At 67.9% G+C, this 15,193-nt stretch carries 13 protein-coding genes; 5 read left to right on the forward strand and 8 right to left on the reverse strand.

The genetic code is table 11. The annotated features are described in order from the left end of the window. Positions 1 to 2: 2 nt before the first annotated feature. The 3 genes from QC180_RS16490 to QC180_RS16500 form a co-directional block, all read right to left on the reverse strand. Positions 3 to 983 carry a peptidase gene (locus QC180_RS16490; RefSeq protein ID WP_278263608.1) on the reverse strand — a complete coding sequence of 327 codons (981 nt, stop codon included), beginning with the start codon at positions 981 to 983 and terminating at the stop codon, positions 3 to 5. 127 nt (positions 984 to 1,110) lie between these two features. Then, positions 1,111 to 2,118, reverse strand: coding sequence for a hypothetical protein (locus tag QC180_RS16495; RefSeq protein WP_278263609.1), 1,008 nt, complete (start codon positions 2,116 to 2,118; stop codon positions 1,111 to 1,113). Between the two features lie 14 nt (positions 2,119 to 2,132). Beyond that, complete coding sequence (locus QC180_RS16500) at positions 2,133 to 3,089, reverse strand: hypothetical protein (RefSeq protein ID WP_278263610.1); 957 nt, start codon at positions 3,087 to 3,089, stop codon at positions 2,133 to 2,135. A gap of 361 nt (positions 3,090 to 3,450) precedes the next feature. On the opposite strand from QC180_RS16500, the gene nrdF reads away from it, so the two are divergent. Together nrdF and QC180_RS16510 are read left to right on the forward strand one after the other, a co-directional pair. Next, on the forward strand, positions 3,451 to 4,413 hold the full coding sequence (gene nrdF, locus QC180_RS16505) for a class 1b ribonucleoside-diphosphate reductase subunit beta (RefSeq protein ID WP_278263611.1): 963 nt from the start codon (positions 3,451 to 3,453) through the stop codon (positions 4,411 to 4,413). 127 nt (positions 4,414 to 4,540) lie between these two features. Further along, complete coding sequence (locus tag QC180_RS16510) at positions 4,541 to 5,167, forward strand: ABC-2 transporter permease (RefSeq protein ID WP_278263612.1); 627 nt, start codon at positions 4,541 to 4,543, stop codon at positions 5,165 to 5,167. 27 nt (positions 5,168 to 5,194) lie between these two features. Here the strand turns inward: QC180_RS16510 and QC180_RS16515 are convergent, their stop codons facing one another. Both QC180_RS16515 and QC180_RS16520 read right to left on the reverse strand, forming a co-directional pair. Further along, the gene (locus tag QC180_RS16515; RefSeq protein WP_278263613.1) at positions 5,195 to 6,823 is read right to left on the reverse strand and encodes an AMP-binding protein; all 1,629 of its coding nucleotides are present in this window, start codon (positions 6,821 to 6,823) and stop codon (positions 5,195 to 5,197) included. Positions 6,824 to 6,851: 28 nt separating this feature from the next. Beyond that, a complete protein-coding gene (locus QC180_RS16520) occupies positions 6,852 to 8,129 on the reverse strand; it encodes a lipase family protein (protein WP_278263614.1) in 1,278 nt (425 codons plus the stop codon). A 95-nt stretch (positions 8,130 to 8,224) separates the two neighbouring features. On the opposite strand from QC180_RS16520, the gene QC180_RS16525 reads away from it, so the two are divergent. Then, positions 8,225 to 8,893 carry a TetR/AcrR family transcriptional regulator gene (locus tag QC180_RS16525; RefSeq protein WP_278263615.1) on the forward strand — a complete coding sequence of 223 codons (669 nt, stop codon included), beginning with the start codon at positions 8,225 to 8,227 and terminating at the stop codon, positions 8,891 to 8,893. Between the two features lie 8 nt (positions 8,894 to 8,901). Here the strand turns inward: QC180_RS16525 and QC180_RS16530 are convergent, their stop codons facing one another. Beyond that, the gene (locus QC180_RS16530) at positions 8,902 to 9,696 is read right to left on the reverse strand and encodes a glycosyltransferase (RefSeq protein ID WP_278263616.1); all 795 of its coding nucleotides are present in this window, start codon (positions 9,694 to 9,696) and stop codon (positions 8,902 to 8,904) included. A gap of 14 nt (positions 9,697 to 9,710) precedes the next feature. Here QC180_RS16530 and QC180_RS16535 point away from each other — a divergent pair, with 14 nt between their 5' ends. Further along, a complete protein-coding gene (locus tag QC180_RS16535; RefSeq protein ID WP_278263617.1) occupies positions 9,711 to 10,973 on the forward strand; it encodes a hypothetical protein in 1,263 nt (420 codons plus the stop codon). A 1,261-nt stretch (positions 10,974 to 12,234) separates the two neighbouring features. Here QC180_RS16535 and QC180_RS16540 read toward each other — a convergent pair. Together QC180_RS16540 and QC180_RS16545 are read right to left on the reverse strand one after the other, a co-directional pair. Next, entirely contained in the window at positions 12,235 to 13,926 is a 1,692-nt protein-coding gene (locus QC180_RS16540) for an outer membrane protein assembly factor BamB family protein (RefSeq protein WP_278263618.1), read from the reverse strand. A gap of 57 nt (positions 13,927 to 13,983) precedes the next feature. After that, positions 13,984 to 14,421 (reverse strand): DoxX family protein, encoded by a 438-nt coding sequence (locus QC180_RS16545; protein ID WP_278263619.1) that lies wholly within the window; start codon positions 14,419 to 14,421, stop codon positions 13,984 to 13,986. A gap of 103 nt (positions 14,422 to 14,524) precedes the next feature. On the opposite strand from QC180_RS16545, the gene QC180_RS16550 reads away from it, so the two are divergent. Further along, on the forward strand, positions 14,525 to 15,094 hold the full coding sequence (locus QC180_RS16550) for a TetR/AcrR family transcriptional regulator (protein WP_278263620.1): 570 nt from the start codon (positions 14,525 to 14,527) through the stop codon (positions 15,092 to 15,094). Positions 15,095 to 15,193 lie beyond the last annotated feature (99 nt).

Raw genomic sequence — 15,193 nt, forward strand, 5'->3', positions numbered from 1 at the left:
GCTCAGCGCTGCGGGAACAGCGTCAGCGCCTGGGCCATCACGTCCCTGGCGACGTCGTCGGTCTTGGCGACCACCTCGACGACCGGGAGGCGCCTGCCGAACGCGGTCGACTCGGCGGGCAGTTCGGGGCCGACGGCGGCGGTGTAGATCGGGATGGAACTGTCGTAGACCGAGACCGAGCGGTGCACGGTGCGGCCGTCGATGTTCTCCTCGGTGCTGTTGGCGGCCAGGTATTCGGGCACGCGGTATTCGTAGCTGACGGTGATCTTCTCGCCGCGATAACCGAACAGGCACTGGGTCAACCGCTGTTCGTCGTCGGGCACGGTGTCGGCGAGCTTGCCGCGCACCGTGCACGGGTCGGCGCCGAGCAGCACCGTCGGCACCGTGTCGGGGGAGGTGCCCTGCGGGGGCGACTCGCGCCAGCGATCGATCATGCCGGGCATCAGTTGATCGGCCACGGTGCACGGGTTGGTGCCGGGCGGGGTGGACAGGCCGAGATAGAACGACGCGCCCGCCGGGAAGTGTGCCGTCGCGCCACAGGCGCGGGGTTCCCCGGCGTCGCGGTCGGGGACCACGCGGACCTGCACGTCGCCGATCTGTGTGAGCACGCCCTTGGCGGCGGGGGGCAGGCCGGGCAGCAGGGTTGCGTGCCAGGTGAGGGTGGTGCCGTCGCCGGACTTGTCGCTGCCGATGATCGCCCGGCACGAATCCAGGCCGACGGTGACGCTCTTCACCTCGCCGAGATCGGCGAGCTCGTCGCGTGGCAGCACCGCGCACACATCGACCTGGCGTGTCGCCTGGGCGACCTCGTCGCGCTGCGCCGGGTCCTGCGGCACGTGCGACCAGAACTCCGGGGGTTGGGCCGGGATGACGGGCGATGGTGGGGGCGGCAGGGTGCCGTAGTCGGGAGCCTTGCCCGCATCGTCACCACACGCGGCGCAGACGAGCAACGCGCTGGCGGCCACCACCATCCTGCGATACATCGGCACCCCTGTCCTCGACAGACTCCGGCCCGGACTCGCGCCCGACCACCGAGTCTGCCCGGACCGGCAACTCCCACGCAAACGATCAGGGTCGGTCGTTCCCAGAACGTTGTCAGCGCGGATCGGCTCAGTTCAGGGTCGCCAGAGTCTCGCGCATGACCTGTTCGGCGATCGCCGGATCGGCCGTGACGGTGACGATCGGGACGCGGGGGCCGAGCAGGGCGTCGGTGGTTCCCGGGGCGAGCGCGGGGCCGACCGGGGCGGTCAGCGTGACGATCGACGGCACGCTCGACTCGACGCGGTAGACCTGCCGGGAACCCGCGGTGAAGGCCGGGATGTCGTCGAGTATTCCGCGCTCTTCGCGGTAGTCGAAGCCGACGACCGCCTCGCGGCCGTCGACGGTCAGCGCGCACTGGTCGACCCCCTGTTGGACCACCGGCACCTGGACGCCGATCAGCGGCGCGGCCGCGCACGGGTCCGCGCCGTCGACCACCGTGCGGTCGGAGTCGGGCGAACTACCCTGCGCGGGTTCGGCCCGCCAGTTCACCAGCGCGACGCGCAGCAGCGACTCGGCTGTCGCGCACGCGTCGCGCGGCGCGCGCACGGTCAAGGTCAGGGAGGCGCCGGAGACGAACAGCGCGTGCGCGTCGCAGTTGCCGCGCAGCGCCGGATCGGTGCTGGGTTCCTCGGCGTAGAGCGTGCGCACGTCGCCGAGTGCCCGTTCGTTCACCGGGCGGTCGCCCAGTTCGTATTCGCCCGAGAACAGGGTTCCGGCGGCCCAGGTCGCGTCGATCCCACCCGGATGCCCGTCGACGGCCATGTTCGCCCGACACTGTCGCGGGCTCACGTTCTCGACCACGCTCACCGCCCCGAGTTCGGCCAGCGATTCCCGTGGCAGCAGCGCGCACACGTCGATCGCCCGCACCTTGCGCAGTACCTCGATCTTCTGTTCGTCGGAATTCGGTGCGGCCGACCAGAATCCACCGCTGGGCATCGAGTCCACCGGCTCGGGACTCTGACATGCCGCGACCAGCACCGCCGTCGCCGCGAGCAGCAGCATCCGCCCGGACGATCGGTGCCGGGTGTGGTGCCCACCGCGACTCGAGGCGGCCGTGGTCGTGATGAGCTGTCGCACAGTGGTTCTCCTGGTCAGGCGGCGGGGAAGAGTTCGGCGGTGGCGGTCAGGACTTCGCGCAGGACGGCCGGGTCGCGACCGGTGAGCTTGACGACCGGAACGCGCGGACCCAGCGAGGACGGCGGTCCGCTCGAGGGCAGCGGTTCGCCGAGAATCGCTCCATACCAGAAGTTCTCGGTGATGCTGCGCAGGTCGTAGCCAGGGTGTCCGTTGACTTCCAGGAGTGGTTCGCCCTGGGTCAGAATGCCCTGCTGCTCGTAGGAGTACTGCAAGTCGATCGTGGTGCCCCGGTACTCGAAGACGCACCCGAACAGGAACTGTTTGTCCACGGGTGTGCTGATACCCAGCCGCGATGCCACCGCGCAGGGGTCCGCGCCGGTCAGCGGGGTGACGGGGTTGTCCGGGGAGGTGCCCGCGGCGGGCTGGGCGCGCAGCCGGTCGAGCGCGCCGGGCAGTATCCGGTCGACCAGGGCGCAGGGTTTGTCCGCGACGGGTGTGGAGACCTGTAGGTTGAGGCCGACGGTGGCGGGGAACAACGCCAGCCCCGTGCACGCGTGGGTGAGGACGTCCGGGTCCGGCGCGGTGTCACGCTGGGCCACGACCGAGGCGTCGCCGAGGCGGCTCGCGACACTGTCGGGCAGCGGTTCCAGCGGCTCGGCGGAGAGGAAGATCGACCAGTTCAGGCTCGTCTTCTTCTCGAAGTCGGTCGAATTCAGTTCCGCGACACAGGTATCGGTGGAACGCGCGGCCACCGACAGGACGGTGCCGTGTTCCTCGAGCGCCGCCCGGGGGATCAGCGCGCACGGATCGATGGCGCGGGCGGCGGCCAGGATCGCCAGCCGCTGCTCGTCGGTGGTCGGCGCGGTGTCCCACGCGATCGGCGTGACGGCCGCGGGCTCCGGATCGTCGCAGCCCGTCGCACCCGTCAGCAGGACCGTCGCGGCGACCGCACCGGCCAGTCGGCGAAGCATGGTGTTCCCCCTCGGGGCTCGTTCGCCCAGCGGAACGGGCGCACGAGGCGCAGTTTGCCGGGTGCTGCCGGGGAATGCAAAGCGTCGCCGGGGGTGACCGTGTTCACGACGCGGGGTGCTCCGGCGAGCGGGCCGGGCGAATCACCGTGATGCGGTGGTTGCGTCGCGGCGCGCGTACCGCACAATAGGGGCCGCGTGTGCGGTGCGTGGGTCCTGTCGATGACGGGGGATTTCGCGGGCCGCAACACAAGCTGTTGTGTTGCGTGAGGTCCCCACCCACTACGAGTAGTGTTCAGGGTGAAGGGCCTCGCGCGCGGCGGCGTCGGAGGTCACAGGTCTGGTGGAAAGGTGCGGAGGCGGAATGAAGCTCATCGATCGGGTACATGCCATCAACTGGAATCGGGTGCCCGATGAGAAGGACGCCGAGGTCTGGGACCGGCTCACCGGCAACTTCTGGCTGCCGGAGAAGGTGCCGGTGTCCAACGACATCCCCTCCTGGAACACCCTGACCCCCGACGAGAAGCAGCTCACCATGCGGGTCTTCACCGGCCTGACGCTGCTGGACACCATCCAGGGCACCGTCGGCGCGGTCTCGCTCATCCCCGACGCGCTCACCCCGCACGAGGAGGCGGTGTACACCAACATCGCGTTCATGGAGTCGGTGCACGCCAAGAGCTACAGCTCCATCTTCTCCACCCTGTGCTCCACCAAGGAGATCGACGAGGCGTTCCGCTGGTCGGAGGAGAACCGCAACCTGCAGCGCAAGGCCGAGATCGTCCTGTCGTACTACAACGGCGACGACCCGCTCAAGCGCAAGGTGGCCTCCACGCTGCTGGAGAGCTTCCTGTTCTACTCCGGCTTCTACCTGCCGATGCACTGGTCCTCGCGGGCCAAGCTCACCAACACCGCCGACATGATCCGCCTGATCATCCGCGACGAGGCCGTGCACGGGTACTACATCGGCTACAAGTACCAGAAGGGCCTCGAGCTGGTCACCCAGGCCGAGCGTGACGAGCTCAAGAACTACACCTTCGAGCTGCTCTTCGAGCTCTACGACAACGAGGTCGACTACACCCAGGACCTCTACGACGAGGTCGGCCTCACCGAGGACGTCAAGAAGTTCCTGCGCTACAACGCCAACAAGGCGCTGATGAACCTCGGTTACGAGGGCCTGTTCCCCAAGGACGAGTGCGAGGTGAACCCGGCCATCCTGTCGGCGCTGTCGCCCAACGCCGACGAGAACCACGACTTCTTCTCCGGCTCGGGTTCCAGCTACGTCATCGGCAAGGCGGTCAACACCGAGGACGAGGACTGGGAGTTCTAGCGGTCCGACCCCACGAACGCCGTCACACCCGTCCCGGTGTGGCGGCGTTTTGTGTCTGTGCCTGGCTCGCTCGGCGGTTTACTGTGAGATAGCGGTTTCCGTGCGGTGTGGCTGATGGGAGTGGACCATGAACGGCCTTGTCGTAGCGCTGGTCGGTGCGTTGCTGTGCTTCTACGGGATCCGTTCGGTGCACCTCGGGGTGATCGCCGTCGGCTTCGGCCTGGGCTGGATGATCGCCGACCTGTTCAACGCCTCGTTCGCCTGGCTGTTGCTGATCGGATTGATCGGCGCGGTGTCGTCGTGGGTGGTGACCTCGCTGGTCTTCCGCTTCGCCTCGTATTTCATCGGTGGGCTCACCGGCGCGATGGTCGGCGCGAAGCTGGCCACCGTGCTGCAACCCGGCGAGAGCCGCAATGTCGCGATGAGTCTGATCGTCATCCTGGCCATCGGCGTCGCGGGCGCGTTCCTGGCCGAGAAGTTCCGCGCGCGGGCCCTGCTGTGGCTCACCTCGATCGGCGGCGCGAGCATGATGCTCAGCGGGATCGGCCGGATGAGCGATTCGCTGGAATTCCTGCGCCACCCCGAGAACGGCTGGCAGCAGATCGGCTCCACCCTGGCCTGGATCGCGCTGTCGGCGGCGGGCTGGATCACCCAGCGGCACCTGTTCGCCGAGAAGCTGGGCATCCAGCATCTGGTCGGTGACGAGCAGCGCGAGGACCCCTCGGCCCGCAACGGCGGCTGGCCCAACGGCTGACGGCGGCGACCCCTCGCCGCCGCCGTCTCACCGCAGCGCCGCCAGCCCGCGCCGGTCGATCTTGCCGGTCGGCGTGCGCGGCAGGTCCTCGACGAAGATCACCTCACGCGGCGCCTTGAACCGAGCCAGATGGGTCTTCACGTATTCGCGCACCGCCTCGGCGTCGAGCTCGGTGGCCACGACGAAGGCCGCCAGCCGCTGCCCGAACTCCTCGTCCGGGACGCCGATCACCGCGGCCTCGGTGATCGCCGGATGCCGGTAGAGCAGGTCTTCCACCTCGCCCGGGAAGACGTTCTCGCCGCCGGAGACGATCATGTCGTCGTCGCGGCCATCGATGAAAAGCCTGCCCGCGGCGTCGAAATGGCCGAGATCACCGGTGCTCATCAGGCCGCCGCGCACCTGCTTGGACCCGCCGCCGGAGTAGCCGTGGAAGGCGATGCTGTTGCCGACGTGGACCGTGCCGACCACGCCGGGTTCGCTGATCCTGGTGCCGTCCTCGGCGTAGAGGGCGACGGTGATGCCGACCGGTGCCTTGCCGACCGTGCCCGGCGCGGCCACCCAGTCCGCCGGAGTCGCGATGGTGGCGGTGCCGGTCTCGGTGCAGCCGTAGAAGTTGTAGAGCACCGGACCGAACGCCTCGATCGCCCGGGTCCCCAGGGCCGAGGGCAGCGCGGCGCCCGCCGTGAAGACGATGCGCAGGGCGGTGGTGTCGGCGGCGGCGATGGCCTCGGGGCCGAGGTCGAGGAGGCGGCGCAGCATGGTCGGCACGAGCACGACCATGTCGGCGTGGTGTTCGGCGAGCTGGGCCAGCGCCCTGGCCGCATCGAACCTGCCGTGCAGGACCACGGTCGACCCGAGATTCAGGGCGAGGATGAACTGCGACAGGGCGGTGCCGTGGAACAGTGGCGCGCACAGCAGGACGGTCCGACATCGTCGCAGCGGTACCCGGTCGACGAATTGCGCTCCAGCCAAGGGTGATTCGACGCGGCGGGGTGCGCCCTTCGGGGTTCCGGTGGTGCCGCCGGTGAGCAGGACGAATCCGCCTTGGCGGGTGGGATCGGCGAGTCGTGGTGCGGGGCGGGAGTACTCGTGCGCGGCGTCGACTCGGATGGCGGCCGTGAGAGAGTCTGCCGTGGAGGAGGTTTCGTCCAGGTCGGCGGTGCCCCTGAGCATCGTGATCCCGTCGGGCACATCGCCCGCGTGCGCGGACAGGCTCGGGTCGAGGACGAGTGCGCTCACCTGTTCGCGGACCAGCACGTCCCGCAACTGCGCCGCGCCGAACCCGGTGTTCAGCAGGACCAGCCTGCTCCCGAGTTTGGCGGCGGCGGCCATGGTTTCGACCAACAGCAGCCCGTCGGGGGCGAGCACACCGACGGTGTCGGCGGCGCGGAGCCCCTCGGCGTGCCAGCGCGCGGCCAGGGCATCGGTGCGCTGGTCGAGCTGTCGATAGGTGAGTCGGGTGGTCCCGTCGACGAGCGCGACGCGATGCGGGACCTGTCGCGCGGAGGTCCGGATGCCCCCGGCGATCGGGCCGAGCGCGCGCATGGTTTGTGCGGTGCGCGCGGTCCGCGCCGGGCGACGCAGGTCGACGAGCCCGGCGCGCTGCATGACGGCGAGCTGCCGTGCGGCCGTGCGGAATCGGCGTACGGCGTTCATCGCGACATCCACTGGGACGCGGCGGCGGTCAGCATACCCGCGGCCCCGGGTCCGCTCCGGCGGTCACCGCGAGCAACCACGCCACCGTGCCCAGCTCGGGGACGATCTCGGCGCTGATGTGCTCCGACATCGGCACCCGGAACATCCGCAGGTTCACCCCGCGCGCGCAGTACCCGGCCACGATGTCGTCGATGGCCAGCTCGGCGGGCAGCAGTTGGTCGGTGGTGGAATGCCACATGAGCAGGGGGATGTCCGGGGTGTTCTCCGGGCGTCCGAGACTGGCCGCCGTCAAGCCGGGCCGGGCGGCTTCGAGCGCCGCTTCGGGGTCGGTCAGATAGTCGGTGACCGGACGTGGGAAGGCGGTGGCGACGGCGGTGTAGAGACAGCGTTCGCGCAGGTCCGCGGCGACCTGCTTGCCCTCCGGCGTGAGATATCGCTGCAGCGCCCGCTCGAAATCCGGGTACTCGCGGGCCAGGCCGAGAACCGCCAGCCAGCCGGTGAAATTGGCCTGCGGCTGCTGGCCCGAGATGGCGAACGGCGCGATGGCCACCTTGTCACCGGGGACACCGCCCTGCGCGCTGCCCCGGATCTCGAGTTCCGGCGCGTAGTGCTGGCGCTGCTCGGCCGCCGACGCCGAGGAATTGCCACCACCGGAATAGCCCCACAAACCCACCGGCGACGCCGCCAGCCCGAGCCCGGCGCGCTGGGCCGCGCGGATGCCGTCGAGCACCATCCGGCCCTCGCTCGGCGACATGATGGTGTTGTTCTTGCCGTCGAAATCGGTGACCACCACGGCCGCGCCCGCCGCGAGGAACTGGCCGATCAGCGCGATCTCCTTCTGGATTCCGGCGCGCAGCGTGTAGGACGGATTGCACTGCTGACCGAGGCTGTCGATCGCCTCCTGATACGAGATCAGCGGGCGCGCACCGGGGCCCAGCCACGGGATGCCCGGCATGAGCACGGTGGTGGCGGTGGCGATCGGGGTGTCGTGGGCGTCGGTGCTGCGCAGCAGGAGCTGGGTGGTGTGCACCGGGACGGGGAGGCCGAGCGCGTAGGTCTGCACGACGCGGCTGCGGATCACGTCGCCGTTGGCGTAGGCGGAGAAATCGTCGGGGTCGGCGTACCAGGGGTCGTGCTGGGGTGTCGGGATCGGGACGACGGCGGGATAGACCTGCGCCTCGTTCGGCAGCGGTGGGAGCGGGAAGTCCTCGGCTCCGGCGGGTGCGGCCGCGACGACCACGGTCGCGAGCAGGGGGAGGGCGCGCGCGAACCGGCGCGTTCGGGGGGTGGCCGTGCGGCGCTGCATGGCATCTCCTTCGGTAGGTGATGCCGATTACAGCACGGAGTCTTGTTGAGAACAAGAGTCCTTGTTCTATTTGGGTGATCGGTAGGCTGAGCTGCGTGACGTCCACCGACAAGAGCCCCGTCCGCCCGCGGCGCATCCAGGGACTGGACGCCGAGCAGCGGCGTGCGCGCAGGCGCGAGCAGATCCTGGCGGCCGCGTTCGACCTGATCGCCGCCGAGGGGTATGTCAATACGGCGATCGAACAGATCTGCCAGACCGCCTTCGTCGGCAACAAGGCGTTCTACGAACTGTTCGACAGCAAGGAAGCCTGCTATCTGGCCCTGCTCCAGCAGCAGAGCGAACGCGCCCAGGACATGGTCGCCGCCGCGCTGGCCGAGGCCACCGGCGACCGCGACGCCGTTGTCGCCGCCGTCATCGGCGCCTTCGCCCACTCCCTCGTCGACGACCCCCGCGTGGCCCGGGTGACCTTCGGCGAAGCCAGCGGCATCTCCGCCAAGGTCGAACAGCAACGCCGCACCAACCGCCGCTGGGCCGCCCAGTTCCTCGAAACCCTCTGGCGCACAAACGGATTCGTCCCCGACGCCGACCTCCCCCACCTGCACGCCATCGCGGTCTCCACCATCGGCGGCCTCTTCGACACCATCGCCGACTGGCTCCACACCGAAGCGGGCGCCACCGGCGACATCGACACCCTGATCCGCGACCTCACGGCCTTCGCCGACATCGTCCACCGGGGCCTGTCCGCCGCTTATCCGCCGTCCTGAAGGGTGCTCTAGTGGGCGAGTGCCAACCAACCCGGACCTGTGAGCAAGGACGCCGCTCGGGCGCGTACCAGGGATATCTGTTGCTCCCCACCTTCGAATGTCGACGGCCTTGTGGAGCGCTGTAGGTGGTGCTTTCGATAGCGCAGTGTTGGGACATCGAGAACGATGGCGGGCGCGAGTGCAGAGGCTGACATGAGTAGAGCGGTGTCCTCCATTCCACGCATCGCTGCCCATCCCCCGGCGGCGAGCAGCAGGTCACGACGCCACATCACCCCAGCGGGATGGACAGGCAACCGATAGGTGTCCGTGAGGGTGATCCAAGCTTCGAGTAGTTCGCCACGACCTATCAGACCGGGCGGTAGATCATCAGGGCAGAAACGCAATTCGCCTGAACTGAGTAGGTCGCGGGCGCGGCCGACGGCGAAGCCTGCCATGGGGTTCGCTTCAAGCGCAGCCGATAGATCAGTCAGAGCGTTGGGCTCCAGTTCGTCGTCAGCGTCGAGATTCTGGATGAGTGGTGCGGCGATCCGACCGAGTGCCACGTTGCGGGTGATCGCCGGACCCTCCCGTGTCCCGTTGAATGCGAGGTGAAGTCGGGGGTCGTCAGTAGCCCCGCAGTTGATCAGCGCGGCGGGAATCTCCGGGGTGCGGAGGCCATCTGCCTGAACGAACCACGACCAGTCGGTATGTGTTTGAGCACACAGCGATTGCCACGCGGCGGGTAGGTATCGGGCATACCCGGCGTGTACCGCCGTCAGCACCGCGATCTCCACGAAATGACAGTTTGCCATGTCGACGGACATGGAGTCTGCGACAATTGGGTGATATTCATCATTTCGATGATGCGGCAGGGGATCTCATGGACCACGTACGAATCAGATTGAGGTTGGCGGGGCTGGTAGCGGCTAGTTCGCGTGACCAGGAGCGTGATTGTGAACGGATTGCGATTCAACATATTGAGGAGAAGGCCGAGCCGCAGTTCAATGTGGTCTCAGCAGATTTCTATCGTGATCCGTATCTGATATGTGCAGATCGATATTGGTACTGGCGATTTATCGATGAGCCGACATTGGCTACGGCGCTGGCATGCGCGCGATGGATGGCTGAACATGTTGCCGCATACGTTCGTGAGTTGATCAGGGAAAAATGGGCGCTGGGCTATGCGTTCGTCACGCGAGACTCGATAGAATCGCTGAACGAGATCGCCGATGCGTCGAATGATTTCCTTGACTCCGGCGTGGACGGCTGTGACATGGCATATTTCGCGACTCTTTATCACGCCGGGAAGCTTCGGGCCAACGACCACTTCGATGAGCTCGCCGAGTTCCTCGACCGATCGCTTCTGGTGATCGCCGCAGGACCGCACCAGGAATCGCTACTGATCAAGGCATTGCGAGCTCTCGCTGCATTCGGGCGTCCAGGCGCTGATGTGGAGATGGCCCGGGAACTATTCGATGAGGTCTGGGACAGTTCGGGGAGGACCTTCGCGGTTGTGGATGTGGCTTTGCATGCACTCGACTCCAGTGCAGCGTTCGATGGACGGAGTGAACTTCTTCGTGAATGTGCAATCGAAGCGGTCGAAGCATACCCTCGTCGTGACATCCTGCACTTCCGGCTGGCGACAGGCTTGTGGTTGTGTGGCGAATACGATTCAGCGCTGCTCAATATCAATACTGCATTGCGGCTCCTGCCCGCCATCGGTGGCGGAGGGAGCCATACGCTCTTGCAAGAGCAATACCGTGCCCGGCGCGAATCCATCGAGGTGGCCATCGTAAATGCACACAACGTCATTGCAATGCGTGAGAGTGTCGAACGTACCCAGGATGATCTTACTGAATTGTCCAAGGCTACACGTGATCCATTGGTCAAGCTCGTCGGGGGTGCGATGAGCTTTGCTGTGAATGCAGCGTTCACTATCGTCGCGCTCTGTGTCAGTCAGCTCGGTTTTCTCCCCAGTGTGAGTAGTGGATGGGTCCTCGCTGTGCTCGGCTGTGGTCTGGTCCTGTTGATTTTGATGACAATTGGAGGGACGTGGACAATCGCACGTCGGACGTCAAGACGCTTGCCGAGCGGCGAATAGGTAGTGAGATTGATCATTCCGGTGTGGTGGCAGGCAGGGGACGTTCATGGATCACGCGCTGATCGAGTCGACGCTGGGTGGGCTGGTCGCGGCGAATTCGCGGGTGTTGGAACGGGATTGCGAGCAGATCGCGTTGCAGTACCTCGCGCAGCAGGTGGAGCCGCAGTTCGATGTGGACTCGGCGGATTTCGACAGTGATCCGCATCTGATCTGCGCGGATCGGTACTGGAATCAGCGGTTCCGGGCGGAGCCGACCCTGCACACGGCCGTGCAGTGCGCGGGCTGGATGGCCGAGCACGTGGCGGCGGCGGTGCACGAGCCGATCCGGGAGAAGTGGGCGCTGGGGTACGCGTTCATCACCCGGGATTCGGTGGAGTCGGGGGGGGAGATCGCGGACGCGACCGGTGACATCGTCGCGGCCGACGACAGTGGGTGCAACAAGGCGTATTTCGCGACGCTGTATCACGCCGGGAAGCTGCGGGCCGACTTCTACTTCGACGAACTCGCGCAGTTCCTCGACTCCTCACCACTGGCGATGGCGGCCGGGCCGCACCGGGAATCGGTGCTGTTCACCGCCTTGCGTGCCTTCGCGGCTTTCGGCAGCCGGTGGGTCACCGATGAGCGCGCCCGGGAACTGTTCGACCGGGTCTGGAGTGATGCCGATCGGACCTACGCGGCGGTGGATGTCGCGCTGAACGGGCTCGCCTACAGCGTGGAATTCGAGGGCCGCGACGAACTCCTGCGCGACCGGGCCACCGAAGCCGTCGCCGCCTATCCCGGCAGCCACATCCTGCACTTCCGTCTGGCGACCGGACAGTGGTGGTGCGGGGAATACGACGCCGCGCTGACCAGTATCGACACCGCCATCCGGTTGCTGCCTGCCATCGGTGGTCGGGTGAGTCACGAGCTGTTGCAGGAGCAGTACCGAGCGCGGCGCGAGGCGATCGAGGTTGCCCGCGTGCATGCTCGGCAGGCGGCCGCAGCGCGGGAGAGTGCCGAACGCACCGAGAACGAGATCGCGAAACTGGCCGAGACGGTGCGGGGTTCGGTGGTCAAGGTGATCGAAGGAGTGTCGATCTTCGCCGCGATCATCGCCTTCGCCGTCGGCTCGCTCAACATCAGTCTCAACGGGGCGTTGTCGCTGGGGGACCGGTTGTGGATTCTCGCGGCGTTCGGGGAAGGTTGCTGCTGTTCGCGCTGCTGGTGGTGGGTGGGACGTGGACGATCGTGCACCGGTTGTCGCGTCGGTCGTCGTGAGGGGTCAGCGTGGTGCGGTGCCGATGAGCTGACCCGACTGTGTCTTGGATTCGCAGATGACGAGGGTGGCGCCCGGGGCGGGGAGCAAGGTGTAGGGCTTGCACCTGTCCAGGGGCGCGGGGGTGGTTTCGGTGAGGTCGGGGCGCTGCCAGGTGTGTAGGCCGTGAGCGATCGAGATCAGTTCGTCGGCGAGCAGTAGGTGTGGGCGGCCGGATGCCAGCAGGCTGCTCAACGCCAGGGGCAGGGTGCGTGACCGGGTGGGGTCGTCGCGATCCGAGACGGTGGTTTCGCGGAAGTCGGCGCTGGTGAGGACCGTGGTCGAGTCGGCGGCGAGAACGTCGACAGAGTCGGTGATCTCGGCGGTGGTCAGGTCGGTGGGGCTGACGAAGTGGAGGTGGCGCAGGCCCTCGGTGCGGTAGCTCCAGTCGAGGGAGACGACGTCGTCGATGACGGAAATGGTTGGTAGGCGGTTCGGTTCGGGCGTGGGGAAGGCGCGTTCGGTGGTGATCGCTCCGGTGGTCGCGTCGAGTGCCCGCACGGTGGTCGAGGGGCCGCGTTCGTCGCGGCAGACCATCACCTGGTAGACGGCGATCGAGGTGACCGCGACCTGCGCGCGCTCCGTGCGACAGTTGTCGGGGACCGCTGGAGCGGACCACATCCGGGTGCCGGTGCGGGCGTCGTAGCGGCGGAAGTCACCGCCGTCGGCGCGGGCGAGCAGGGTGTGTTTCTCGTCGCCCGCCAGCGCGCGCAGGCCGGTTTCGGCGTCGCGGCTGAAATCCGAATCGGTCCAGAGGGTTTCGCCGGAGCTCGCGTCGAAGGCGATCCAGCCCGCGCCGTACCAGTAGGTGACCACGACATCGTCCCGGGTCAGCGACAGCGGGGTGTCTCGGTCGAGGTGGACACCGCGTGTGGTCGCGGCGGGGCGCAGATAGTGCCAGCGGGGTGTGCCGGTCGTGCCGTCGTAGGCGGTGATGCCGGTCGGTGTGCCGACGACGAATCCGTGGCCACCTGCCGCGACGGTGGCGGACGGGGGCAGGTCGATGCGGAATCGCTCCTGGCCCAGCGCTTTCGGCATCGAGGGAACCGGTCCGTCGGCGGCGGTGCGGTGGTCGATGAAGCGGCTGTCGTCACCGACCCACGCGGCGACTCCCGTCACCGCCACGGTGGCGAGGACGCCGATCGCGGCCATGATCGCGCTCGCGCGCTGGGGCAGTGCGCCGTACAGGGGCGGTGAGATCGCGGCACCGAGGACGAGCAGAGTGCCCGCGATCACGAGAACCAAAGCGGCGCACGACATCGGGAGGCTCGGGAAGGCCGCGTAGCGCTCGAAGGTCTTCTCGATCGTGGAGGGGATGTGCGTCTTCCAGACGACGACGAACTCCACGACCACGATCACGTGCATCGCCGCGCTCGGCAGATTGCCGATGCCCTTGGCCTGCAACGGGCGGGCCCAGCGCAGAGCACTGGCGAGCACGAGCACGGCGGCGGTGCCGAGCCCGACCGCGAACACTCCCAGCCTGGTGGAGAGGTCGGTGACGATCTCCGAGGAGATCTCGACGCGACTGTCGGCGGCGAACACCAGGCTGTAGAGCCCGAGCAGCACACCACCGACCAGTAGGACGACACCGAGGATCGCGGCGGCCGAGATCGGACGTGAATAGTCCGGTCGGCGTGGCAGAGACGTGCTGACGGTCATGGAACCCTCCCCCGAAGATGGTGCGGGCCTGAGGATAGCGGCCGTCGCGGTCGAGGATCAGGCGAGGACTACGACCGCGCAGGCGGTGAGGAAGAGGACCTGCAGGGCGGTACGGGCGGGGAGGGGCATGGTGGTGATGCCGAGGTCGGCGCGGGCGGCGCGGATATTGGCGGGGAACATCGCCAGGAGCAGGACGAACAAGCAGGCGGCGGCCAGGGGTGCGGTCGCGGGGATGAGGAGGCCGAGGGCGCCCGCCAGTTCGAGGATGCCGGTGAGGGTGACGAGGGTGGGGGCGTTGGGGAGGCGGGGCGGGACCATGGCGATGAGGGCGTCGCGGCGGGGTTGTTGGAAGTGGGCGGTCGCGGTGAGGGTGAACATGGCGGCCAAGCCGAGAGCGATGGTGTGGGGCCAGGAATCGAGCCAGGTCAGGGGGGTGAGCCAGCCGAGTAGGCGGGCCAGGAGGGTGACGGTCGTGAGGACGATGAAGGGGGCCATGAACAGCTCCTGAGGGCGGCGAACGGCGTCAATCTTGACACTGGAAAGATTGACACCGCGCGGGGAACTTGTCAATGGCAAGTTTGTCGGTCAGGATCTAGGCATGGCCAAGGGCGGGTATCACCACGGGGATCTGCGGGCGGCGCTGCTCGAGTCGGCCGCCGAGCAGATCGCGGCGGAGGGGGTGGAGGCGGTGTCGTTGCGGGCGCTGGCCCGGCGGGCGGGGGTGTCGCACGCGGCGCCCGCGCATCATTTCGGGGATCGGGCCGGGTTGTTCACCGCGCTGGCGATCGAGGGATTCGACATGCTGGCGGCGGAATTGGCGGCGGCGGGGCCGGACATGCGTGAGGTGGCGGTGGCCTACATCCGCTTCGCGCTGGCCCAGCCCGGCCGGTTCGATGTGATGTATCGGCGCGAGGTGCTGCGGGCCGACGATCCCGACCTCGCGGCCGCTCGCGAACGCTCGGGTGCGATGTTGCGGACGGGGATCGCCGAGTTGCGCGCCGGGCAGGCGCCCGACCGGCAGCGGTCCACCCGGTTGGCGGCCTGGTCGCTGGTGCACGGGTTCGCGACGCTGTGGCGGGAGGGGGCGCTGGAAGGTTCGGAGCTGGCGTCCTCGGCCGATCCCGAACAGCTGGCGCGGGCGATGCTGGCGACGGTGCAGTTCGACTGACGTGCGCGGTCGCGGATGCCGCCAGCGGTCCTGGGTGTCGCCGGACGTCGGAAGTGACCGGCGGAGGCAGCCCGATCGCCGAGGGGCCGACCGGTGGCG

This window comes from Nocardia anocheti (assembly GCF_029675105.1).
In the GTDB taxonomy this organism is placed as follows: Bacteria; Actinomycetota; Actinomycetes; order Mycobacteriales; family Mycobacteriaceae; genus Nocardia.

Excerpts from the sequence above, each read along its gene's own strand:
- QC180_RS16490 (WP_278263608.1), bottom strand. The coding sequence starts at position 983 with ATGTATCGCAGGATGGTGGTGGCCGCCAGCGCGTTGCTCGTCTGCGCC.
- QC180_RS16500 (WP_278263610.1), bottom strand. The coding sequence starts at position 3,089 with ATGCTTCGCCGACTGGCCGGTGCGGTCGCCGCGACGGTCCTGCTGACG.
- nrdF (WP_278263611.1), top strand. The coding sequence starts at position 3,451 with ATGAAGCTCATCGATCGGGTACATGCCATCAACTGGAATCGGGTGCCC.
- QC180_RS16510 (WP_278263612.1), top strand. The coding sequence starts at position 4,541 with ATGAACGGCCTTGTCGTAGCGCTGGTCGGTGCGTTGCTGTGCTTCTAC.
- QC180_RS16515 (WP_278263613.1), bottom strand. The coding sequence starts at position 6,823 with ATGAACGCCGTACGCCGATTCCGCACGGCCGCACGGCAGCTCGCCGTC.
- QC180_RS16520 (WP_278263614.1), bottom strand. The coding sequence starts at position 8,129 with ATGCAGCGCCGCACGGCCACCCCCCGAACGCGCCGGTTCGCGCGCGCC.
- QC180_RS16530 (WP_278263616.1), bottom strand. The coding sequence starts at position 9,696 with ATGTCCGTCGACATGGCAAACTGTCATTTCGTGGAGATCGCGGTGCTG.
- QC180_RS16540 (WP_278263618.1), bottom strand. The coding sequence starts at position 13,926 with ATGACCGTCAGCACGTCTCTGCCACGCCGACCGGACTATTCACGTCCG.
- QC180_RS16545 (WP_278263619.1), bottom strand. The coding sequence starts at position 14,421 with ATGGCCCCCTTCATCGTCCTCACGACCGTCACCCTCCTGGCCCGCCTA.
- QC180_RS16550 (WP_278263620.1), top strand. The coding sequence starts at position 14,525 with ATGGCCAAGGGCGGGTATCACCACGGGGATCTGCGGGCGGCGCTGCTC.